The 22,665-nt window shown below is 45.2% G+C and carries 19 protein-coding genes; 5 read left to right on the forward strand and 14 right to left on the reverse strand.

Annotated elements, in window-relative coordinates:
- Window positions 1–10: 10 nt before the first annotated feature.
- The 5 genes from D2V93_RS15030 to D2V93_RS15050 form a co-directional block, all read right to left on the reverse strand.
- Window positions 11–736, reverse strand: coding sequence for a DUF3307 domain-containing protein (locus D2V93_RS15030; RefSeq protein ID WP_119619971.1), 726 nt, complete (start codon window positions 734–736; stop codon window positions 11–13).
- Window positions 733–1,332 (reverse strand): transcriptional regulator, encoded by a 600-nt coding sequence (locus D2V93_RS15035; protein ID WP_119619972.1) that lies wholly within the window; start codon window positions 1,330–1,332, stop codon window positions 733–735. The genes D2V93_RS15030 and D2V93_RS15035 overlap by 4 nt, the downstream gene beginning before the upstream one ends.
- A 216-nt stretch (window positions 1,333–1,548) precedes the next feature.
- Complete coding sequence (locus tag D2V93_RS15040) at window positions 1,549–1,995, reverse strand: hypothetical protein (protein ID WP_119620004.1); 447 nt, start codon at window positions 1,993–1,995, stop codon at window positions 1,549–1,551.
- 105 nt (window positions 1,996–2,100) lie between these two features.
- Complete coding sequence (locus D2V93_RS15045; RefSeq protein WP_072883028.1) at window positions 2,101–2,289, reverse strand: hypothetical protein; 189 nt, start codon at window positions 2,287–2,289, stop codon at window positions 2,101–2,103.
- Between the two features lie 160 nt (window positions 2,290–2,449).
- The gene (locus D2V93_RS15050; RefSeq protein ID WP_119619973.1) at window positions 2,450–4,948 is read right to left on the reverse strand and encodes a zinc-dependent metalloprotease; all 2,499 of its coding nucleotides are present in this window, start codon (window positions 4,946–4,948) and stop codon (window positions 2,450–2,452) included.
- Between the two features lie 265 nt (window positions 4,949–5,213).
- Between D2V93_RS15050 and D2V93_RS15055 the strand changes: the two genes are divergently transcribed.
- Window positions 5,214–5,933, forward strand: a complete 720-nt coding sequence (locus tag D2V93_RS15055; RefSeq protein WP_147377416.1) for a hypothetical protein — start codon at window positions 5,214–5,216, stop codon at window positions 5,931–5,933.
- Between the two features lie 449 nt (window positions 5,934–6,382).
- On the opposite strand, the gene D2V93_RS15060 is transcribed toward D2V93_RS15055, so the two are convergent.
- The 5 genes from D2V93_RS15060 to D2V93_RS15080 form a co-directional block, all read right to left on the reverse strand.
- Window positions 6,383–7,813, reverse strand: coding sequence for an SLC13 family permease (locus tag D2V93_RS15060; RefSeq protein WP_119619975.1), 1,431 nt, complete (start codon window positions 7,811–7,813; stop codon window positions 6,383–6,385).
- A gap of 61 nt (window positions 7,814–7,874) precedes the next feature.
- Complete coding sequence (locus D2V93_RS15065; protein ID WP_119619976.1) at window positions 7,875–8,771, reverse strand: tetratricopeptide repeat protein; 897 nt, start codon at window positions 8,769–8,771, stop codon at window positions 7,875–7,877.
- Window positions 8,772–8,781: 10 nt separating this feature from the next.
- Window positions 8,782–10,470, reverse strand: coding sequence for a lysine--tRNA ligase (gene lysS, locus D2V93_RS15070; RefSeq protein ID WP_119619977.1), 1,689 nt, complete (start codon window positions 10,468–10,470; stop codon window positions 8,782–8,784).
- 64 nt (window positions 10,471–10,534) lie between these two features.
- Window positions 10,535–11,077, reverse strand: coding sequence for a thioredoxin family protein (locus tag D2V93_RS15075; RefSeq protein ID WP_119619978.1), 543 nt, complete (start codon window positions 11,075–11,077; stop codon window positions 10,535–10,537).
- A 99-nt stretch (window positions 11,078–11,176) separates the two neighbouring features.
- Window positions 11,177–12,277 (reverse strand): response regulator transcription factor, encoded by a 1,101-nt coding sequence (locus D2V93_RS15080; RefSeq protein ID WP_119619979.1) that lies wholly within the window; start codon window positions 12,275–12,277, stop codon window positions 11,177–11,179.
- Window positions 12,278–12,317: 40 nt separating this feature from the next.
- Here D2V93_RS15080 and D2V93_RS15085 point away from each other — a divergent pair, with 40 nt between their 5' ends.
- The 3 genes from D2V93_RS15085 to lipB are packed head-to-tail and all read left to right on the forward strand — an operon-like array spanning window position 12,318 to window position 13,970.
- On the forward strand, window positions 12,318–12,473 hold the full coding sequence (locus D2V93_RS15085; protein WP_072883040.1) for a YqaE/Pmp3 family membrane protein: 156 nt from the start codon (window positions 12,318–12,320) through the stop codon (window positions 12,471–12,473).
- A gap of 10 nt (window positions 12,474–12,483) precedes the next feature.
- The gene (locus D2V93_RS15090; protein WP_119619980.1) at window positions 12,484–13,221 is read left to right on the forward strand and encodes a hypothetical protein; all 738 of its coding nucleotides are present in this window, start codon (window positions 12,484–12,486) and stop codon (window positions 13,219–13,221) included.
- A 32-nt stretch (window positions 13,222–13,253) separates the two neighbouring features.
- A complete protein-coding gene (lipB, locus tag D2V93_RS15095) occupies window positions 13,254–13,970 on the forward strand; it encodes a lipoyl(octanoyl) transferase LipB (RefSeq protein WP_119619981.1) in 717 nt (238 codons plus the stop codon).
- A gap of 184 nt (window positions 13,971–14,154) precedes the next feature.
- Here the strand turns inward: lipB and D2V93_RS15100 are convergent, their stop codons facing one another.
- The 4 genes from D2V93_RS15100 to D2V93_RS15115 form a co-directional block, all read right to left on the reverse strand.
- Window positions 14,155–14,847: a TapB family protein gene (locus D2V93_RS15100; protein ID WP_119619982.1), complete on the reverse strand. Its 693-nt coding sequence runs from the start codon at window positions 14,845–14,847 to the stop codon at window positions 14,155–14,157.
- A 15-nt stretch (window positions 14,848–14,862) separates the two neighbouring features.
- Window positions 14,863–16,185: an OmpA family protein gene (locus tag D2V93_RS15105; protein ID WP_119619983.1), complete on the reverse strand. Its 1,323-nt coding sequence runs from the start codon at window positions 16,183–16,185 to the stop codon at window positions 14,863–14,865.
- Window positions 16,186–16,302: 117 nt separating this feature from the next.
- Complete coding sequence (locus D2V93_RS15110) at window positions 16,303–18,753, reverse strand: ribonuclease HII (protein WP_119619984.1); 2,451 nt, start codon at window positions 18,751–18,753, stop codon at window positions 16,303–16,305.
- A 29-nt stretch (window positions 18,754–18,782) separates the two neighbouring features.
- Window positions 18,783–19,379 (reverse strand): ribonuclease HII, encoded by a 597-nt coding sequence (locus D2V93_RS15115; protein ID WP_119619985.1) that lies wholly within the window; start codon window positions 19,377–19,379, stop codon window positions 18,783–18,785.
- Window positions 19,380–19,609: 230 nt separating this feature from the next.
- Here D2V93_RS15115 and D2V93_RS15120 point away from each other — a divergent pair, with 230 nt between their 5' ends.
- Window positions 19,610–22,654: a SusC/RagA family TonB-linked outer membrane protein gene (locus D2V93_RS15120; RefSeq protein WP_119619986.1), complete on the forward strand. Its 3,045-nt coding sequence runs from the start codon at window positions 19,610–19,612 to the stop codon at window positions 22,652–22,654.
- Window positions 22,655–22,665: the final 11 nt, after the last annotated feature.

Below are 22,665 nucleotides of genomic sequence, written 5' to 3' on the forward strand. Positions count from 1 at the left end.
GCTTTTTTTGTCACATCCTATCCAAAAGATAGATATACAACATGCCCGATAAAATGGCCAGTCCAAAGCTCAAGAGGGTACCGATGAGGACATACTCGGTCAGTTTTCGGTTTTTGCCCTTGTTCAGGTCTCCAAAACGGAACACCGACTTGGCCGCGATGAGCAACCCAATGGCCGCCCATTGTTGGATGAGGATGAACCCAAAGACAAAGAGTCGCTCCAACATACCGATATAGGTGCCCGCATTTTTCAACGAGCCGCCCTCACCTGATTCATCTTCCTTGACAATTTCATCGATATAGGGGGCAAGCAGCATCCGCATGATGATTCCGGACACAAAGGTGACGAACACCAGAAATGTGGTCAGCAAAAGGTTTTTCTCGGCCCAAAGGCCTGAAAGATCAATTGGAAACGGTTCGATCCAGTACACCATGCCCGCAATGACCAAAAGATGGAGCGCCTGATCCAATACGAAGAGCCACCGGTAGTTTTTTTGGTTGGTCAGGTAAAGTTTTCCCAAATCGATGAGGAGATGGGTCGCCACAATACAGGCCACTGCCCCCAGATGCCTGAATTGAAGAATGAGCAACAGGGTCAATAGATGTACCCCGATGTGAAAATATAGATATTTGGATCTTCCTTTCTTTTGGAGCTTGTCTTCTACCCAATGGGCAGGTTGCAACACAAAATCCCCGATAAAATGGGCCAAAATGAGTTTTAGGGCGAGTAGTGTCATAATTGGGCGAGTTGGGTTTTGTAAAAATCGATCATTTTTCGCACTTCGTCAAAACCTGCCTTTTTTAGTTCCTCGCTGATGTTTCCCTGCGATTTGCCGAGCAGTGACGCCAGTTCCCTTTGGTTCATTTCCGGGTTTTCGATGGCGCTTTTCACTGTTTTTGAGATGGCAGGCGTCCAGTTGTCCATGGTCAACAAGGCCAGTTCCAAGAGCAGGTTGATATGCCCGTCAAAGGAAGCATTGGACGTTTTGATGGCCAGGTTCTGTTTTTTTAGGTTTTCGAAGCACTTGCCGGAATTTACAAATGCTTCCCCATTGGACTCTGTGATCTTTTTCGCATCGTATGTCTTTTTCCCCAGTCCAACCGCTATCCTCACATCCATTTGGCGCACTTGTTTCAGGCAGGCCTTTATGTACAGGGAGGCTTCCAGGGCCTTTTCCGGTTCGGTCTGCAACTGAAAACTGTCGCCCCTATAAATTTCCCAATCGGATGGTTCGTCGCCATAACGGTCCAGGGCCTGTTTTAAGATGGGGAGCCATTTGGCGGTCTTGTGTTCCGTGGAATTTTTGATGTCTCCTGTAAGTACTGCTACCATTAGATCTATATAGAATATCCGTCAAAAGACAGATAATTTAAAATATCTGTTTATTTACAGATAATCAAATATATCCGTTTATTCACAGATAATCAAATATATCTGTAAAGATTTAGGGATCAGACCTAGGCTTTGATGATTTGTAGCACATAGGAGCATAAAAAAAGAAGCCGCGACCATGGCTCGGCGCGGCTTCTCAAAAATCAACAAAAAACATTATCCTCTGCTTCCTCTCTGCTGCATTTTCTTTTTGCCATGCATGGCTTTTTGCTTTTTCATCTTTTTCCAGGTCTGGTACTGTTCGTCATTCAGTATTTCCTTCATTTTGGTCTGGAGGGCGATTTGGTGTTCCAATCGGGCATTTTCCATCTCAAACCTTTCTTCGGAAGTGGGTTCCTGCCATTTGCCACTTTCCTTTTTAGCCTTCATTTCTTCCCATTTCTCCTTGCGCAATGTGGCCTCGTCCAACTGGAGCTTCATTATTTTTTCCTGTTGGGCCTTGGTAAGGTCCAGGGCCAAGGTCATTTTTTTGGTCTGCAAAGTGGCCATTTGTTCTGCGGTCAGGTCTATTTTTGGACTCCTCCGGGATTTATGACCATCATTTTTTTGGGCTACCGCACCAAGACTGGTGAGCAACAACACCATTACTACTAATCGTTTCATATGCTTCATTTTTAATGATTTGTTCCTTGGACGGTGATATGGTCCATCGGTTTAATCACAAAAGCATGAATTGGGACACTTTTAACAATGGGTGTTTGAAGAAAATTATTTGTTTTCCTCCTCAAGGTCTTTTTTGGGATCTTCCAAATCTTCGGCATCTTGGAACTCAGCCTCTACATAAGTTTTGGAATTGAGATTGTCTTGGAATTGGTCTTGTTGCTCCACTTCGTAGTAAATGATGGAGGCAATCACAAAACAGGAAAAATAGATGAGGCTTTTAGTCTTGTAGGTCATGATGTGGTGAATTGGGATTACTAAAGTAATAAAACCATTTCACAATCAGCATGATATGTTGCGAAAGTCGCCATTTTATATGTAAAAAGGGCAAAAAAGAAGGTGTAGCCAGCTTTTATGCTGACTACACCTTGAAATATAATTTCCTACAAATAAACTTCTATTTTGGATCTAAGATTTGATCGATGCGTTCCAGGGCATCCTGCAGATGGTATCGACTCATGGTATCCGAGGTGCGGGAAAGTCCATTTCGGATATCCCTCTTCAGATTGTTGAGCTCTCCTCTAGCCACGGAACGAATATCCGATTGACTTGCATTGATGGCCGTGGATTTACGATATCCCCCAAAATCCTCTTGTTTTTCTTGGCTTTCAGCGGTCATAAGGTATTCCAAGCGATCAATGTGTGCTTTTTGAAGGTTCCTTCTATAAGTGTCTATGGCCTTACCGCTTCGGGTCTCGGACCAGATTCCATTGCGGAGGTCCTGCATCATTTCCAGAAGGCCATAAGCATTTTTTCCGTTGATGGTCTCGTTTTCGATGACCCGTGCCAATTTACCCAACTGCAACATGGTGTTGAGATAGCGCTCTTGCATGGAACGGATGCGCTCCACCGATCCAGAATATTCGATCTTGTTAAAAATGTTCTGGTCAATCATCCATTCTGGGGTCTCAAAAAGTTGTTCCTGCATGAATTTCATGCTGTTCTTCTGATGTTCTTTGCTCACATGGGTGTAAACAGCCCCTTCCTGATCGGCCGTTTTGTGGTATTCGTAAACACCTCCTATGTTATTGGATACATGGCCCATATACCTTTGGAACTGCGCAACGACCTGACCGTAAAGTATGCCCAAGTCATCATAGTTCTCACCGGCTTCGGTGGTCCACTCCATAAGGTTGGGCACAATGCGTTTCAGGTTTTCGATACCATACATACTTGCCTTGATGGCATCATCACCCAAGTCCTCTGTCTGTGAGCTTGGATCGTGGATATCGCCCACTTGTTGATGACCGAATCGATACATGGGGTCACCGGCATGTTTCAAAATCCAGTTGTTCAGAATGGGTTTTTCCTCCTCTGCGGTCTTGTCCAAAATGGGTCGGTATCCCCAGCTGATGGAGTATTTGTCGTACACGCCGATATTGGGCATCAGGGCAACCCCTTCATCACCGGGCTGTGCCACATAGTTGAACCGCGCATAGTCCATAATGGAAGGAGCGGTACCGTTTTTCTGGGTAAAGCTTGCCGAACGCAAGGAATCCACGGGATAGGCTACACTGCTGCCCATGTTGTGTGGTAGTCCCAAGGTGTGTCCCACTTCATGGGAAGATACAAAGCGAATCAGCCTGCCCATGATGTCTTTTTTGAACTCCACTTTCCTGGCCTCTGGGTTTATTGCTGCAGTTTGGACAAAATACCAATTGCGGAGCAAGGTCATTACATTATGGTACCAATTGATGTCGGACTCCAAGATTTCACCGCTTCTGGGGTCGCTCACGTGAGGTCCATTGGCGTTGGGAATGGGGGAGGCCAAGTATCGGACCACAGAATATCGTACATCTTCTGGGGACCATTCGGGGTCTTCCTCAGGCGATGGAGGGTCTTTGGCAATAATGGCGTTCTTGAAACCTGCGGCTTCAAACGCCACTTGCCAGTCCTCGATACCTTGTTTGATGAAAGGGACCCATTCTTTTGGCGTGGCACGGTCTACATAATATACAATGGGCTTTTTGGGCTCAACAAGTTCCCCGGCCTTGAATTTTTCGATGTCCTCATCCTTGACCTCCAATCTCCAGCGGTCCAGATAGGTCACTGTTTTGCTCTCTTGGGCATCCAGGCCATAATCCACCTGTCCTCTGGCAAACCAGCCTACGCGTCGGTCAAAATAGCGACGTTTCATGGGTTCTTTGGGCAGAAGGATCATGGAGTTGTTGATCTCGATGGAAATGGAACCTAAACTGGAGTTGCTCGGTGGATCACTTGAGGCATAGGTCTTCACGTGGCGTGCCTCGATGTTCAAGGGATAACTTTTGATGGATTCGATATAGCTCCTTTCATTGTCCAATCGGGTGACCTTATAGCGTTTGCGGTAACCGTCTGGCAGTCCTAGGGCGTTCACATCTTTGGTGAACAAGGGATCCACTTCAATGACCGTTGCAGGGTTCAGTGAATCTTTTTTGTTGAACGCCTTGATGTCAAAAGCGTAGAGCACAGGTTCAAAATTGGAGTTGACCACAGCTTCGTGCACGGGAAGCGAGTCGGCGGCCACATTTTCATAGGATGCGACACGCAGTAGGATCTGCTTGGGCCTTTTTTCCCAACGCAATACTTGGGTGTTGATCTTGCCCCCGCCAAAACCGATGCCCGTAGCGGTCTTGGAGATTCGGGTCACCATGAGCATTTCCCTGTTTAGCAGGGAATCTGGAATTTCATAGTAATATTTGTCATCGACCGTATGGACGCTGAAAAGACCTGTGTCCGTTTTGGCCTCTTTGGTAATGACCTTGTCATAGGGCTGGATTTCCCCGGGTTTGGGTTTATCCTCCTTTTTTTGTTCGGTAGCTTTCTTTTTCTTTTTGAAAAGTTGGGCCTCTGCGGTTTGGTAAGAGCCCAATAAAACAATCAATACGAGTAATTGAGGTAGAATTCTTTTTATCATTGGATGTCAGTTTGGATAACTATAAGCATCCAAAGAACCAAAAAATGATCAAAACATACTGTTAAATAAATATTAACGCAGAAATTTTTACAGAAAAATGAAACCTTCGGGAATCCTGCGTTTTATTGGCACTCCCCGTTGAAACCCCATGTATGGCTGGGCTGATGGCGAATCGGTTTTTCGTTAAAAGATCGTAAATGCTGTAACAATTCAAAATGTCCATAGTCTTATAAGCATATCATCAATCAAAAAATTCAATCAAAAAATGAACAAGTTATTAATCATCTATGGTAGTGTTCTATTATGTAGTTCCGCCATGGCAAACGACCAGCAAAAAACCGGGGTTGTACAGGACAGACCTGAGACTGTCGGTTTATTAGAGAACAATTTTACGGCACTGAACATTGGTGCTGATTGGAGTGGATCAACCAAGGATATGTCCGATTGGACCTTTGAGTTGAATTTGAACGAAATAGATTATATAGAGGAGGAGCCGGAAATAGACCTCGGTTTTGATACCTCGGATTATCTTCCAAAAGACTTTAATCCCTATGCAAGCTATTTTGATTTGAATTCCGTCATATATATCGAAAACGAAGTTGAACCAAGTCTAGGATTTGATACCCGAAAATATCTTCCTACAGATTTTGACCCTTATTCCGATGTGGTGGATGTACATTCCATCAACTATATGGAGGAAGAGGATATGGATCTTGGTTTCAATACCTGGGACTATCTGCCCGAAGGCTTTTCACCCTATGAGGTGTATGTGGATCTAAAATCCATCCCCTACATTGAGGACGATATCGAACTTGAATTGGGATTGGACAGCACCTACGAACTTCCTGCAGATTTTGACCCTTACACCAGTGTAGTGGCCATAAGCGCCATCAACTACATGGAGGACGAAGAAATAGAACTGGATTTCGATACATCAAAGTATCTCCCTGAAGGCTTTGATCCCTACTCAGGATCAATACAGTAGAATGTTCTTCATTTTACAACTTATTTGAGTTAGCTGGAAAACCCCTCGATCGAGGGGTTTTTGTTTTTTTGAATCTTCCGTATGCTTAATTGATGGGCAATCTCTGGGTTAACAAAAAAATAACACCATTTCATTCAAGATAATGAAGTGTAACAAAAAATAAGCATCATTGCGAAATATGTAATATTTGAAATCATATGGAATGTATTTTTTAACATATTCCAATATATGATGAAATATATTTTGAATATGATTTTTTCGAGCTTCGTTAACAAAAGGCTAATTATAATAATCTTTACACGAAGTGGTCATACCTTTGTACCATCAGTGAGCTGGTTCTGTGCCAGCACTGGTAAGAGTGAGTAACATAAGGTTGAGTTAGTTTCTTACATTTTTTTGAGTTAGTTAGTTTGTGAATGGCCCCTTCAGACAAAGGGGCCATTTATTTTTTAGAAAAGTATGGGAATGATGAACTGGAAGGTCAAGACCAAAAGGACAACGGCAATCAGGTTCAGGATGATACCGACCCTTGCCATCTGTGGGATTTTTACATACCCACTGGCAAACACGATAGCGTTCGGTGGCGTGGCCATGGGTAGCATGAAGGCGCAACTACTGGCAATGGTGACGGGAATCAGCAAATAGAGAATGGGTACGTCCAAACCTATGGCGATACCCGCCACAACGGGAGCCAACACCGCAACAAGGGCCACATTGCTCATCAGTTCCGTCATGAAGAGCATCAACAAAATCAACAAAGTGGCCGTGAACAGAATGGTGATCTCACTTTGGGCAATGGCATTGGCCACCATATCCACAATACCACTGGTGGACATTCCCTCGGCAAGGGCAAGCCCCCCGCCGAACAAGATCAATATGCCCCAGGCCAGTTTGGAGGTGTCCTTCCATTCAATGATGAAATCTCCCTTCTTGATGTTGTAGGGCACGGCGAAGAGCGTAATCGCCGCGAAAATGCTGATCATGGTATCGGTAAGTCCCAATTGGGGGAAAATACTGTTGATCAATGTCCTAAAGATCCAAAGGAATACGGTAATACCAAATATAACGAGCACCATCTTTTCCTTTCCAGAGGTCGGCCCCAGTTTTTCAAGCTCGGTATGGATCACTTCTTTGGAGGCATTGAACTTGAGCCCACGGCTGGGGAACATCCATTTTACCAGGACCAGATAGGAAATGCCGATCATGATGATGGAAAACGGGAGGCCAATGGTCATCCATTTCAAAAAGGAGATTTCAATGTTGTATTCGTTTTCCAAAAGGCCGATCAAGACGGAGTTTGGTGGCGTCCCGATCACGGTCGCAATTCCACCCGCATTGGCCGAAAAGGCAATGCCGAGCATCACGCTCAGGGCAAAGTTCTCATCGTTCTTGGTGAAACCATCCTCATCATTGATCAATAGGTTGATCACGGACAGGGCTATGGGTAGCATCACCACGGTACTGGCGGTATTGCTGATCCACATGCTCAAGGTCGCCGTGGCGATCATGAACCCTAAAATGACCTTGTTGGGGGTGGTCCCCGTCAACCGGATGATGTTCAGGGCGATCCGCTTGTGCAGATTGACCTTTTCCAAGGCCAGGGCCATCACAAACCCACCAAAGAAGAGGAACACGATGGGGCTGCCATAATTGGCACCTACTTCCGCAATGGGCAAGATCTTCAGGATGGGCAGCAAGAGTAGAGGCAAAAGGGCCGTCACCGATATGGAAACCGCTTCGGTGATCCACCAGATCAGCATCCAGATGGCGACCGAAATTACGGGATCCCCTTTTTCCGAAACCAGTTCGAAGGGCAGGTTGTTCAATACCAAGAAAGCGACGGGCCCCAAAATGAGCCCTATTTTTTTGCTCAGTTCCATATGGGATCCTAAGCTATTAATTTTGAATGAAACACTAAAAATCCAATACTAAAAACTTAGCTTATTCTTCACAATATCTTTCTATTAGGATCTTTGGGTCTTCAATATCCCATATGTTTTTCCATTCTTCCTTGAAAATATATCCATTGTCCAAAGCCTTTTTCCAGTAGACACATGCTGAATCTATCTGATTCATTTTAAGATATGTATTGGCTTTGCCATTTAAGGAAAACACCTTGTTAGGGTCAATTTCGAGAGCTTTTTCATAATAATTCAAGGCGCTATTATGGTAGTTTAATCTTTGGAGAGAATTACCTAGATTGTTTAAATGGTCTGGATCGTTAGTTCCAAATTCTAGCCCATCTAACAAGTAAATTGTGGATTCTAAAAAATCTTGATGAAGGTAGAGATTGTAGCCTAGGTTATTGTAAATTTCTCCTTGTGTACTTTCATGTAGTGTGTGACCCAAATCTTGTTTTAATTTGGAAATAAGTATGGCGTCTTTGTAAAGCTTGATTTTATCTTCTACATTTTCAGATATATAGTAGGCGTATTGGCTAATAATATATTCATTGATTGGCTCAAGCTGATATGCTCTGGAAATATATCTTTTACCTTGAATCACACTGTCAATCTTGAAAAGGTTTTTTCCGATATTAGCTAAATTTAGAGCATTATCTGGATATATTTCTTCGTGTTTCCTGTAAAATTCAATTGCTCTTTTGTAGTCTTTATAATGATTGGCATATACACCACCTTTCATTTGCCATGCATAGGCATTTTTCGGATTTACTTTTAAAAGAGAGTCGATTATTTTTAAGCCAATTTCAAAATTTCCTTTATCCAGCACTGCCCTAGCTATATCTAGGTCATGAAAATCTTTTTCATCATTAGTCTGGGAGTAAGATAAAGTTGCACAAATGAAGGCTAAGCTTAAAAATAAATAGCGGATAGACATGATCAGACCTTTATTTCAAACGGGCCAAAAGCCCATCATCCGTTTTGGAGACCTCAAAAATGCCAAGCTTGGCCAAGTTCTTGGTGCTTTTGTCCCATTTTTTGCCGCTCAGTGCCGACTTTTCCTTCAGTTCGGTCAAGGGCATTTCACCAACCGGTCTTAGGATGTCCATGATGGTCTTCTCTTCTTCCGTGAGTTCCACCTTTTTCTTTTCAGGGCGCATTTGTGGGAAGAACAGCACTTCTTGGATGGAGGAGTTGTTGGTCATCAACATCACCAAACGGTCTATCCCGATACCAATTCCTGAAGTAGGGGGCATGCCATACTCCAAGGCCCTGAGGAAATCCTGATCGATGAACATGGCCTCATTATCCCCTTTTTCGGAGAGTTTGAGCTGGTCCTCAAAACGTTCCCGTTGGTCGATGGGGTCGTTCAGCTCGGAATAGGCATTGGCCAACTCCTTGCCGTTCACCATCAACTCAAAGCGTTCCGTGAGCTTTGGATTGTTGCGGTGCTCTTTCGTCAATGGGCTCATCTCCTTCGGATAGTCGATGATGAAGGTAGGCTGTATGTAGTGGTGCTCACACTTTTCGCCAAAGATTTCATCGATCAATTTGCCCACGCCCATGGTATCGTCCACCTCAATGCCCAATGTTTTGGCCGTTTCGCGAAGCTCATCCTCATTCATGCCCGCCACATCGTGGCCCGTATGGATTTTGATGGCCTCCAGAATCGGGACCCTTGGGTAAGGGGCCTTGAACTCGATATCGTGTGCACCCACCTTTACTTTGGTACTGCCCGTAGCATCGATGGCCACTTTTTCCAACAGTTTTTCGGTAGTGTCCATCATCCAATTATAGTCCTTGTAGGCCACGTAGAGTTCCATAACGGTAAACTCGGGGTTGTGGGTGCGGTCCATCCCTTCGTTTCGGAAATCCTTGGCAAACTCATATACGCCATCAAATCCGCCCACGATCAATCGTTTCAAATAGAGTTCGTTGGCGATGCGGAGGTATAAAGGAATGTTCAGTGCATTGTGGTGCGTCAAAAACGGACGTGCCGCAGCACCTCCGGGAATGGGTTGCAAAATGGGGGTCTCCACTTCCAAATAACCCTTTGCGTTGTAAAACTCGCGGATGCTGTTGGTGATCTTGGTCCTTTTGATGAAGGTGTCCTTCACCTGTGGATTCACCACAAGGTCCACATACCGCTGGCGGTAACGGAGTTCCGGGTCGTTGAAGGCATCGTGCACGGTTCCGTCCTCATCTACCTTTGGTAGGGGAAGGGGGCGCAACGATTTGCTGAGCAGGGTGAAATTTTTCACCATCACCGTTTGTTCGCCAACCTGGGTGGTGAACAGTTCGCCTTCCACACCGATGATGTCACCAATGTCCAATAATTTTTTATAGACCTCATTGTACAGATCCTTGTCCTCCCCGGGGCAGATCTCGTCCCGGTTGAAATAGACCTGAATGCGCCCCTCACTGTCCTGGAGCTCGGCAAAGGATGCCTTGCCCTGGATCCTGCGGGACATCAACCTACCGGAAATCACCACCTTTTTCCCTTCCTTAAAATCATTCTTGATGCCCTTGGTCGTGGCATCCACAGGATACAATGCTGCGGGATAGGGGTCGATGCCCATTTCCCTGAGTTTGGTCAATTTTTCCCTTCGAACGATTTCTTGTTCCGATAGTTGCATAGTCTGTAAAAAATTAAAGCGCAAAATTACACTTTTGCGCTTTAATTCACTGCCTTGACCGGGCTTAATATGCATAATTGGGGGTGTAGGACTTTTTTAAAAGGATCTGGGCCATGTCCTCCTCCAAGGTTTCCAACGGACTTTCCACGATACGGTTGACCTCTTTTCCATCCTTAAAAAAGATCAGGGTGGGTACTTTGATGATGTTCAGCCCCTTTTCCTCACCTGTGGGACTCTTTTTGTAGTGGTCTTGTCGGCGGTCGAGCGCAATGATCTCCAGTTGGTCCATCGGAAACTGGGCCGTTTCCAAAATTTTGATGATCCTGGGGACTTCCCGTTTGCTGTCGCCGCACCAAGTGCCCAAGAACAGTTGGATGTGGTGGCCCTTGAGGGCGTTTTCAAAAAGAGGGACCAAGGTGTTGTCCACTTCGTAACGGTCCAGACCATTTTGGAACCATTGGTTATAGGGTTCCGATCTCAGGCCGTCCAGATTGATTTTCCCGACCAATAATTTCTGGCCGTTTTCCAGTTCGATTTCTTGGTTGAATTCTTGTGCTGATGCCGTTGCCATGTAAAATGTCAGCAAGAGGGCGAAAATGTACTTCATGATTTTCCAGATGTATGTTTGTGCCGGAAAATTCCATAAAAACGAGACTTGGAAGCGGTTTGTGAAGGTGGAAATGGGTTCTAGACCGGGGGTTGAAATTTACTTTTTGAAGAGGAGGACAATCTCTTCGCGCGACGAAATATCCAGTTTTTTATACAGGTTGTTGATGTGTGTCTTCACGGTGCTCAGGCTCACGAACAGTTCGGTGGCGATCTCCTTGTTGCTCTTGTCCACCAGGATGAGCTGCACGATCTTTTGTTCCTGTGGGGTGAGTCTTTGGAAAAGGGAGTTGCCCTTGGTCTTGATCGCTTTGTTTCGGTTCAGGAAAAAATAGACATTGCCCAGCAAGGAAATTGCAAGAAGGGCAAGTACGGGCCATTTCCATTGCAGGGATTTAGGCTTGTTGAAGTTCGCCAGCTCTTGGTCCGTGCTGATTTCCGCAAGATATTCCTGGGTGAAACTGGAATTGGGATAGGCAGATCGCAATCTTTCGGAAAGACGGTCATAGTAATCCGTATTGCCCAAGTTTTGAAGATAGAAACCATAGGTTTCGTTCCTTTTGTCCGATAAAAAATCATAGATAAAGAGCTCTGCCAGCGGTTCTTGGGACGCTTTTCCAAAGTTCTGGAGGACATCGAACCATTTTTCGAGGTTCAGTTTTTTGTTGGCCTCGCTGTGGTACTCCATAAAGTCATAGGCCATTTGCTCCTTCAACAGTTGCACTTCGAGCAGCAGGGAAGAGTTCGGGTTGGTGGACGCAATGGTGCAGAGGGCCTGGTTCTCGAAAGAAGTGGGAAATTGGACCGTGTCCTTGTTGTTGGCAATGAAAAGAACGCTCTTGCTGTTGTTGCACCGGCCCAGAAAATGTTGGGCACCTTCCTCGGAACAGCCATCCACATGGATACGATAGATGCGGTTGTCCGTTTTCAAATTGTTTCCCTCAAACTGAAAATGGCCCAAGGAATCGACCGTGCTCTTCTTCACGATTTGGTCCAGATAGATGCGGGACGATTTGCGGTAATCCTCCACCACGGACAAATAGATGGGACTGCCTGCATTTTCCGTGGAAACCTCCCCAGAAAAATGGTATTGTGCCATCAAGGCAGAAGTGTTCAAAAAAAGCAGGACTAGGACAAAAAAACGCATGGTTCGTTCAAAAGTGTTCCTAAAAGTAATGGTTTTATGTAACAAAAGATCCAAAACAACTACTTATGGGTATCATCAATCAAAATCAAAAATCATGAGTTTCTGGCGTGTTTTGCTGGCCATATTTTTCCCGCCCCTTTCGGTGATCGGGAAAGGTTGTGGGTCTTTCCTTATTGTATTACTTTTGACGCTATGCGGATGGGTTCCCGGTGTGATCGGAGCATTGGTCATCCTCAACAAAGCGAACTAAAGACACCACCATGAAAAAAATCCAAATCTTGATCGGGGCCATCATCCTTGGCCTGGCCATTTCCTGTAATTTCACTGAAGAGATCCATTTGAAGGAAGATGGTTCGGGCAAACTGTCCATCAATTTTGATGGGTCGGAACTGATGCAAATGGCAGGGGATGAAATGGCAAAGACCAACGAGAAGGCCGTGGATTCCATCATCTCCTTCAAAGAATTGTTGGAAGAGCGCAAGGACAGTATTGCCCAATTGTCGCCGGAAGAGCAGGCCAAGTTGAAGCGTTTGGAACCCTTCGACCTTCGAATGGTGATGAACCCGGAGGAAAAGATAATGTCCTTTGACCTGTTCAGCGACTTTACCAACATCAGCGAGATGAACGATGCCTTCAACACTTTTCAAGAGGCCAGCCTGATGGGGTCCAGCAAGACCCAACAACCAACACCGGTCCCTGCATCGGAACAATCCACCGAAGTGAACTACACGTTTGCCAAGAACAAGTTTACCCGCACGGCCAAGATCGTGGACCAAGAACTTTTCCAGCAGAGCATGGATAGCTTGCAAGGAGCGGAAATGTTCCTTTCGGGATCTACCTATACGCTTAAATACCATTTCCCCAGAAGGGTGAAATCCACCACCTTGGAAGAGGCCACCTTCAGTGCCGACGGGAAGACCTTGATCTATGAGATCAGTTTCCTGGAGCTGATGAAGAATCCTTCCCTATTGGATCTTGAGGTGGAGCTGGAGGACTAGTTTTCCTCCGCAGGGCTTCGTATCTTTGTAGGATGAACAAGAAAGTTGCCCTACAGGACCTCGGCCATAAGGATTACAAGGAAACCTGGGACTACCAAGAGGCCCTCTTCAAGGCCATTGTGGACACCAAGATCCGAAACCGGCGGGAGGCTGCCGGACTGGAGACGCAAAACCATTTTCTGTTTGTGGAGCACCCGCACGTCTATACCTTGGGCAAGAGCGGGGATATCGGCAATTTGCTGGTGGACGAAAAAGCGTTGGAGGCCAAGGGCGCCACTTTTTATAAGATCAATAGGGGAGGGGACATTACCTATCATGGTCCCGGACAGATTGTGGGCTACCCCATTCTGGACCTTGACAATTTTTTTACGGACATCCATAAATATTTGCGGTTTTTGGAGGAAATGGTGATCCTGACCCTAGCGGAATATGGCCTGAAGGCCGAACGTTCCGAAGGGGAGACCGGGGTGTGGCTGGATGTGGGCACTCCCTTTGCCCGAAAGATCTGCGCCATGGGCGTGCGCGCGAGCCGCTGGGTGACCATGCACGGTTTTGCCCTCAACGTGAACGCCGACCTGGGCTATTTTGACCTGATGATCCCCTGTGGCATCAGGGACAAGGCCGTGACCTCGCTGAATGTCGAACTGGGCCAGAAAGAGGTGGATGTGGAGGAAGTGAAAGCCAAGCTACTAAAACACTTTGCCGCTCTTTTTGAAGCGGAACTGATTAGGGAAACGGCTGGGGTTTAGTTTTCGTATCTTCTTTTTATCCATCTGTCAATTGATGGTGGCTTTTAATTTTTTTCTCGTTAACTTCACTTATAGGTCAATATAATTCATTAAAAACGAATCATATCTTAGAACAATAAGTACAACATCATAAAACAAAAACCGAGGCTCGCACCTCGGTTTTTTGTTTCAAAAGTATCGGATGTTACCTGCTGAGTTGGGTCAGCAATGTACTGGCGGTGAGTTTGCCGCTTTTGTTGTAGGATTCCTGTTTGACCATGCCCACACCCTCGGCCAGCCAAATGCGCGATGGCTGGGTTTGGTTGCCCATCATCATTTTGGTGCGGGTCTCGCTATAGATGACATAGCAGTCAAAAGTGCCCGCAGGGGTTGTAAGGCTCTCCTTCTTCTCCACCTTTCGGTTGATGGTCTCCACGTTCATGTTCATGTTCACGGCACCGCCCATTTTCATTTTGAGGTTCACATTGCTGTCGGGTAGTGCCTGGCCCACTGAAAGGTCGTTCGGTAGCTCCACATCGGTGCCTGTGATGTCCATTTCCATATCGCCGAACTGGCTCAACATCTGCTCGTTCATCAACGATTTAAAGTCGATGCGCACCACATTACCATCACAGCTGATGCCGTAGTCGGACGTGTAGGTGTTTCCCTTATTGTCTGAAAATTCCAAGACCATGGTCGCGGATACGCTGTCGCCAGATTCAGTCACATTGGTGACCTTGTATTCCATTTGTCCATCTTCTTTTCCTTTTTTATCGTAGTTGGTGTACTGTAGGGAGGTCCCCTCCACTAATGGGTAATATTGACTGCAGCTGGATTGGGCCACGGCTGTTCCTGCAGTGAAACATAGGGCGGCAAGTAAGAGAAAATAGTGTTTCATGTTTTGGTTTTTTATTTAGATTTTAATGAATTCGACCCTTCGGTTCTGGGCCTTTCCTGCGGGTGTGCTGTTGTCCCCGACCGGGGCGCTTTCCCCTTTTCCTTCGGAGCTCAGGCGGTCGGATGAAATGCCGTACACGGATACCAAGGCATTTTTAACGGCTTCGGCCCGTTCTTTGGAAAGCTTCAGGTTGCTCTCATCGGAACCATCGGAATCCGTGTGCCCCACAATATTGAGTTTCATAGCGGTCTCTTGTTTCAGGACCTGGGATATCTGAAGGATGATGCCCATGGACTGGGGCTGGATGTTGGCCGAGCCCACATCAAAAAGAATACCGTTGGTGGAGACCTTTCCTTCGGAAATGAGTTTTCTGCGAAGATCGACACCGCCTTCGGCCACTTTTAGGTTGCTGATGAAGATTTGCTCCTTGCCATCCTGAATACCGTTCACGTTGAACTTCAAGGAGGTCAATTTGTGCTCAGGGACCATTTTGGGAATATCCACATATTTTTCTTCGTTCACCCACAGCCTGAACCTGGCCTTGTTCACCGCAATGGAGATATGTGGCCGGTTGAGTACTGCTTCCCGAATATCGGCCTTTACGTCGCTGTTGATGGTGGTCCCCCCTTCACGGGAATGGTTTCTCAAACCGATGCTGAACAGGGCGTATTGGCCAACAGGTATAAAAGCCTCAACGTGATGGTCTCCCTTTTCAAAGTTTTTGTCATCGCTCAAAATTACTTCCATACCTGCTGTTGACGAGGTTTGGCCGTCAATGCCATTGGTCAAAAGATCAAATTCAATGGTGTATTCTTCGGGCAGGTCGGGTATGTTGGGAAGGTAATAGATCCCATATCCTGGGATGAACTCCAGCCATTTTTGGGGCAATTGGTCGATGGTGACCACCTCGCCACTGCCGTTGGTGTTCCATTTGGAAGGAAAATCACCGATAAAGTCATTGGCAAAATCATCAAAGAACAAAAGTTTGTCCCCGGGCACATAATCAAACTTGCTGTAAACGGTGATGGATTTGGCGGTAGGCTGTCCCGATTTTCCCGTGTCGGGGCTGCCCATGCTCCCTGAATCGGTGTTGGGGGGCGTTTCGTTGTCCTGTGGGTTAGTGTTGGGTGCCTGCTTTCCGCCTGATCCTGGTTCGAGGATGCTGTCCAGCGCCTGGTCTGTTTTTTTGGAGGTTTCATTTTCCACGCGGCGCTCTATGGTGCGTTCCGCGGCACTTTCGGCCTTCTTGGCCAATTTTTTAAGGAACTGTGCATTCATACTTGCCCCTGCCATCAGTGCTATGATCAAGCAGTAGAGGGGTTTGTTGGAGGTTTTCATTCAATAGTGTTTTTTAGTTCGGTTTGAAGAATAATCCCGAGAAAAGTACTAAAAAACAGTGTTTGCCCCCCTGAAAATGTATGGGTTGTATGTAGAACTGTATGGGTTGTTTTTGGCTCAGTTCATTTTATAGACAATCAAAGAATTACCTTGGTCCTTGGCCACCAATTCCAGTTTTTTGTCATTGTCCATGTCCGTGAGGTCCATCATAGAGCTTCCGTATACGGGAAAGCCGGCAATAGGTTCCGCCTGACTGTCGTAGAGGTATATTTTTTGGTTTTGGATGTCGGTCACGCTCACATAGATCTTGTCGTAGATGTAGAAGATCTTGGGCTTGGTATAAACCCCTAGATCCAGTTCCACCTTCTTGCCCCTGATGCTAAGGATGTTATCATCCATGAACACGAGGGTATTGCTGGTGGCATACATGCCATGGTCCTTGTTCATGTTGAAATTGGTCGCGGTCAGCTGTCCCTTGGTGTCTATTTGGTGCAGTACGCCATCCGTATTGGTCACCGAGAATTTGTTCTTATATAGGAATACCTCGTTGGTGGAAAAATTGATCTTCTCGGTAACCTTGATGCGTTCGCTACCGTTACGGTGCAATACCTTTAAGGTATTGTCCTCGAGTTTGAAGACCAAATAATCCTTGTTGGCCATCCGGAAATGCTTCGGTACACCCAAAATGGTGCTTGGGGCTTCCGTGAAAGTGAAACCACTGACAATCTTCGCTTGGTTGTTGTACATGAACACCTTCCTTCCTTGGGTAATGACAAACCGATAGTCCTTTCGGCCATCATAATCAAAAATGGCCAAGGGGTTGAGGTTCCCACCCTCAAAATCGATCTTGAAAGGCGGTACATCGTCTCCATTGCGGTCCACGATCATAAATTGATCATTGGTACAAAAGGCCAATTGCAGTCTTCCGTTCTTGTAAATGTCCACCTGCTGGATAGGTCCCTGGATGCGGCCGTTCAATGGTTTGCTCCAAAGCACCTTCCCTTCGGTGGAGATCAGGTAGAGGACATTGTTCTGGTCCTGTACCACAATTTCCTGTTTGTTGGTCCTGTGGTTCTTCACGAACTGGGGGTCTAGGGCGAGATCGGTATCCAACTCCAGGGTGAACAGGGGGGAGACCGTATTGCTTTCCTGTACCGTGCCTATTTTTGAGGCGAATATGTTGAAATGCGCAAAATCGGTATCTGCCACAAGTTGGGAAGCAATGGCATAGTCATCTAGATCCGCTTTTTTGATGGATTCGGACACTTCAGGTGCCAGGTCCTGATCCGCAAAAAAATCGATGCCGGAACCATCCGATATGAATAAGATGCTGGATTCGTTGGCCAACGGAGCCTTTGCTGTTTTGTACACGCTGGAATTGGTAAAGGAGGCACCACTTTTGTAATTGCTGATCACCGTCTGCAAAGGCTCTATGTCCTGCGCGAAGATGAAACTGTTTTCCAAGATGGTGCAAAAATTGGATTCAAAGTCCTTGACCAATGGCGCAAATGCGCCGGTCAGAAAATTTTTGTCCTGTACCCCCAAGATTTCGCTGCCCTGATAGGAGTCGGAAGAAGTCTTGCCACTGTCCAGAAAATCATAGAGGCTTTCGGTGCCAAAGGAATTCAGCATCACCACTTTTTGGTTGTTCAGGTAAACGATGCCCACTTCCTCTATGGTGTTGAAAAGGGAATCCACAGCTTTGGCCCTGTCCAAATACGTATTCTGGTTTTTGGCGAAGACCTGGTAATCATCAAAAGTATAGGAGATCAACGCTTGGGTGTTCATGGGAGCATACTGGGGCGTTTTATTGGCCAAGGGAGATGTTCCTTTGAAGAGGTTGATGAAATTTTTGGTGGAGTCTGGAGCCATGGCAATCCCGTTGAGGCTCACCCTGTCGGAATTTGCACTGAAATCCAAGGATACCCATTCGGACAAGGGCTTCTTGGTCTTTTCTTCTTTGAATGGAAGCAAGGATGGATTTTCGTTCAGGTTCAGGAAAAATGTGGCCGATTTGTTCGGAGATGTGGTACCGTAAAGTTTTTTCAGCATTGGGTCGATGGGGTTGGCGTCCTTGGCGCGGATCATGTTTTCCATGAGCAGGAGGGAAGAGGCCATCACGATCTCTTTGCCTTCGGACCGGCTATAAATTTCATTTGCACCTAGGGTGTATTTGGTAATGGAGGTATTCTGGTAGGTCAAGATTTCAACGGTCTTGTCCGTCACTTTTTCCAGATTGAAGATGTCAGGATGGTTTGGGGCTACCATGACAAAGTCATAATTGTCCTTGCCTACCTCGTACAATGCCAAAAGGGAGGTTGCCTTGGTGGACACATATCCAAGATTGTCCAATTTCTCCCAAAGCCCTTTGTAAGTGGAAAGTCCCTTGATGTTTGCCAAAAAAGAGTTGTTCTTCAACTCGCTTTTGAAATTGGGGAGGTTTTGGATTTTGATGACCAATGTGGGGTTCGGGGGTAGGTGCTCCAATAGTGAATCCTTGGTCTTGACCTCCTTTGTACACGAAAGGGCCAAAACGGTGAGCAAGCAGAACCAAATCTTAAATCTCATTGCCGAAGTTTCAAACAAAGTTAGGATTTTTAAATATCCAGCGTCAATTGTTCGGGGAGTTGCCTGAAGCTTTTTCGATGATGTGGGGTAAGTCCGTATTGTTTTATGGCCTCCCGATGCTCCTTGGTGGGGTAACCTTTGTTCTTTTTCCAGTTGTACATGGGGAATTCCTCATGGATCTTGGCCATGTATTTGTCCCTATAGGTTTTGGCAAGTATGGATGCTGCGGCAATGCTCATGTATTTTCCGTCACCCTTCACGATACATTCGTGGTCGATGTTGGGATAGGGTTTGAACCGGTTTCCATCGACCAAAATGAAGGAAGGGGCTTGGGCCATGGAATCCAGTGCCCGATGCATGGCCATAATGGAGGCGTTCAGTATGTTGATCTCATCGATTTCTTCCTGAAATACATGGCATACGGAAAAGGAGACCGCTACCTGCTCCAATATTTCCCTCAGGATATCGCGCTTGGAACGGGATAACTGCTTGGAATCGTTTAAGATATCATTTGAAAAGCCTTCAGGAAGAATGATGGCGGCAGCGGTCACAGGACCTGCCAAGCAACCCCTTCCGGCTTCGTCGGTTCCCGCTTCAGAATGATGTTTATGATAGATTTTTAACATGTTATCTAAAAATTAACAGAAAATTACTACATGAAACAATTTCATCCAAAAAACGTTAAAAATTCATTTATAGAATTGATATACAGATATTTGCGGTATAATGTAATGTTAAAATTGAAAATATTGATATTGCTTTCTTTCTTTTTACAAGGTAGGGAAACTTGTTAATTTTTTTGAATATTAACTTTTTATATGGATTTTTGGCAGGACTAATTCAAAAAATGAAATAAATGAGAGCTAAGTTAGCATGGATGCTGGCACCTTTCTTGGTGTTATGCATGTCTTTCTCTTACGGACAAGAGAAAACTATTTCAGGAAATGTGACGGACCAGAGTGGTTTGCCACTTCCTGGTGTCTCCATTGTGGTTGTTGGGACTACTAGTGGAACACAGACAGATTTTGACGGTAACTACGTTATCACGGCTAGTACAGGCCAAGTATTGCGTTTCAGCTACATTGGGCAGAAGACTGTGGAAAGAACGGTTGGGACTTCCACAACTATTAATGTGCAAATGGAGGAAGACGCCCAAGCCTTGGAGGAAGTAGTTGTTACAGGTTATGGTTCGAGATCAAGGGAGCTTTCAACTTCTGCTATTTCGACTGTTTCAACAGAGAAGATTGAAGCGTTTGTGCCCTCTACCAGTGTTGATAATATCTTACAGGGGCAGGCAGCTGGGGTGCAGGTGACTGCAGCAAATGGTCGACCTGGACAAACAGCCTTTGTTACGATAAGGGGTGTTGGTTCCATCAACGCAAGTACCACTCCTCTATATGTTGTGGATGGAATCCCGGTTAATTCAGATTTTATCAACAACCTGAACCCAAACGATATTTCTTCGTTTTCAATCCTTAAGGATGCCGCGACGGTTTCCAAATATGGGTCAAGGGGTGCCAATGGTGTTGTATTGATTACAACCAAGCAAGGTAAGTCTGGCGATGCAAGAATTACCTTTAGGTCATCCTATGGTTTTGGGGAAAGAATTCCTGACCCTTTTGATTTGATGAATACTTCCCAAAAACTGGAGCTTGAAAGACAATTTGCGGCGTTGGGTGTTAATGCGGCTCAATCATTGCCAGGTGCAAATGCCGATGATGCAGAAAGGGCCAGGCTCATTGCTTTGGATACGGATTGGGAAAAGGAATTGTTGAGGAAGTCGCAGATTCAGTCTAATTCTTTATCGATATCTGGAGGTGATGAAAAATTGACTTATTTTATGTCCTTGGGATATGATAAAAATACAGGTATCATTGACAGGATAGATGGTTTTGAGAGGATAACGGCTCGTTTGAATACTACTTATCAAGCCAAAGAATGGTTGAACGTAGGAACCAATATTTCATTGTCCAGGAGCACCACGGACCTTCCTAGGGACCGAAATAATGTGCAAAACCCTTTTAGGGCAATGTATGATTACAACCCATGGGATCCATTATTTAGAAGAAATCCTGATGGTAGTATTATGTTGGATGATCAAGGAGATCCTGTATACAATCCTACTACTTCTGGATTTCCTATTGCTTTGGCCTTGCAGACTGAACCAGAAGATAACAGGAACTTTTTGATTGTTGGAAGCTTGTTTGCGGATATTAAATTGTCCGATAAATTTTCAAACAGATTTTCTGTAGGTGCTACTAATAATAGGTATAACAGGACGACCAGGTCCATTGCTGGAGGTGTATTGAACAGTATCGTTGGAGATGCCAATTTCCCCGGAACTCAGACAGATAATTTTCAGAATACATTGCAGTACAACGTGAACAACCTCTTTACGTATTCGGATACATACGGAGAGTTCCACAATCTTTCGGCTAGCTTCCTTTTGGAGTATAATGAGAATATCTATACAGCTTTATTTGCCAGTGCCAGAGGCTTTCCTTCTCCAAACATCCCATATCAGGATGTTGCTGCCGAAGCAACTGCATCTGGGTCAAGTGAGGCAAGAAGGATTCTATTCTCACAAGGACTTTTTGTGGACTATGATTACGATAGCAAGTATATCCTCTCGGGTTCTGTGAGAAGGGATGGTTCATCAAGGTTTGGCCCCGACAATAAATATGGATATTTCTATAGCGGTAGTGCTGCTTGGAACATTGCCAAGGAATCATTTATGGAGGGTTCTTTTGTGAACGATCTGAAGCTGAGGGCTTCATATGGTACCTCAGGTAACCAGAATATTGGGGATTTCAACTACTTGAACTTGTTGGAGTTCAATACTTATAATGGCAATACGACTGCTATTCCAAGAGGAGTGGGTAACCCTAATATTCAGTGGGAATCACAAGCTATTTTGGATATAGGTGTTGAATTTGGATTGTTTAATAACCGAATCAATGGTGTCGTCGATTATTTCAAGAAGAACTCAAAGGATTTGTTGTTGAACCAACCACTTTCACAAACAGTTGGGGATGAGGACAACTCTATAGTAGCCAATATTGGTGAAATTGAAAACAGTGGTATCGAGGTTTCTCTTAACGCAGATGTTCTAAGGGCTGAAAACTTTATTTGGAGAGTTGGAGGAAACGTTTCCTTCCTTGATAACAAAGTAGTGTCATTGGTCAATGGGGATGATATCATTAGTGGAGACTTTGGATATAATATTCTAAGGGAAGGTGAAGAGATCAATTCTTTTTACACTGTAAAATACGCTGGTGTGAATCCTGCAAATGGTGAGCCTCTATACTATGATTTGGATGGTAATATCACCAACCAATATAGTGCGAGCTTCAATACCATTTTAGAGGGCAAGTCACCTTATGCAAACATTGAAGGAGGATTCTTCACATCCATCAAATGGGGTGGGTTTGGTGTCCGTGCTGACTTTGTTGGTAAGTCCGGGAATTACATTCTGAATTTCCAAAGACAGGAAGGTATCTCAATTGGTAATATTGACAGTAACCAAAGGGTGGAAGCTTTCAACTATTGGAAGCAGCCCGGTGATACCAACGTTTTGCCAAGCCCATTGTACCAAGGTACTGCTGACCAAGATAGTGATAGATGGTTGGAGAAGGGTGATTATATCAGGTTGAGGACATTGACACTTGATTATAGTTTGCCTAGTAAGTTTTTGGATAAAACAGGTCTAGATGCCATAAGGATCTTTGCAACGGGTCAGAACCTTTTTACTATTACAGAGTATAATGGAGATCCAGAGATTGGTATTGGGTCCAATGAAAGCTCAGAGGCTGGAACCCAAGGGTTTATACCAGGAGCCTTCTCCTTGTTCAGTTACCCGCAGACTAGGTCTTACACCTTTGGAGTAGAAATAGGATTTTAAAAAAGAAAAAT

Source organism: Flagellimonas taeanensis, assembly GCF_003584105.1.
GTDB classification, from domain to species: domain Bacteria; phylum Bacteroidota; class Bacteroidia; order Flavobacteriales; family Flavobacteriaceae; genus Flagellimonas; species Flagellimonas taeanensis.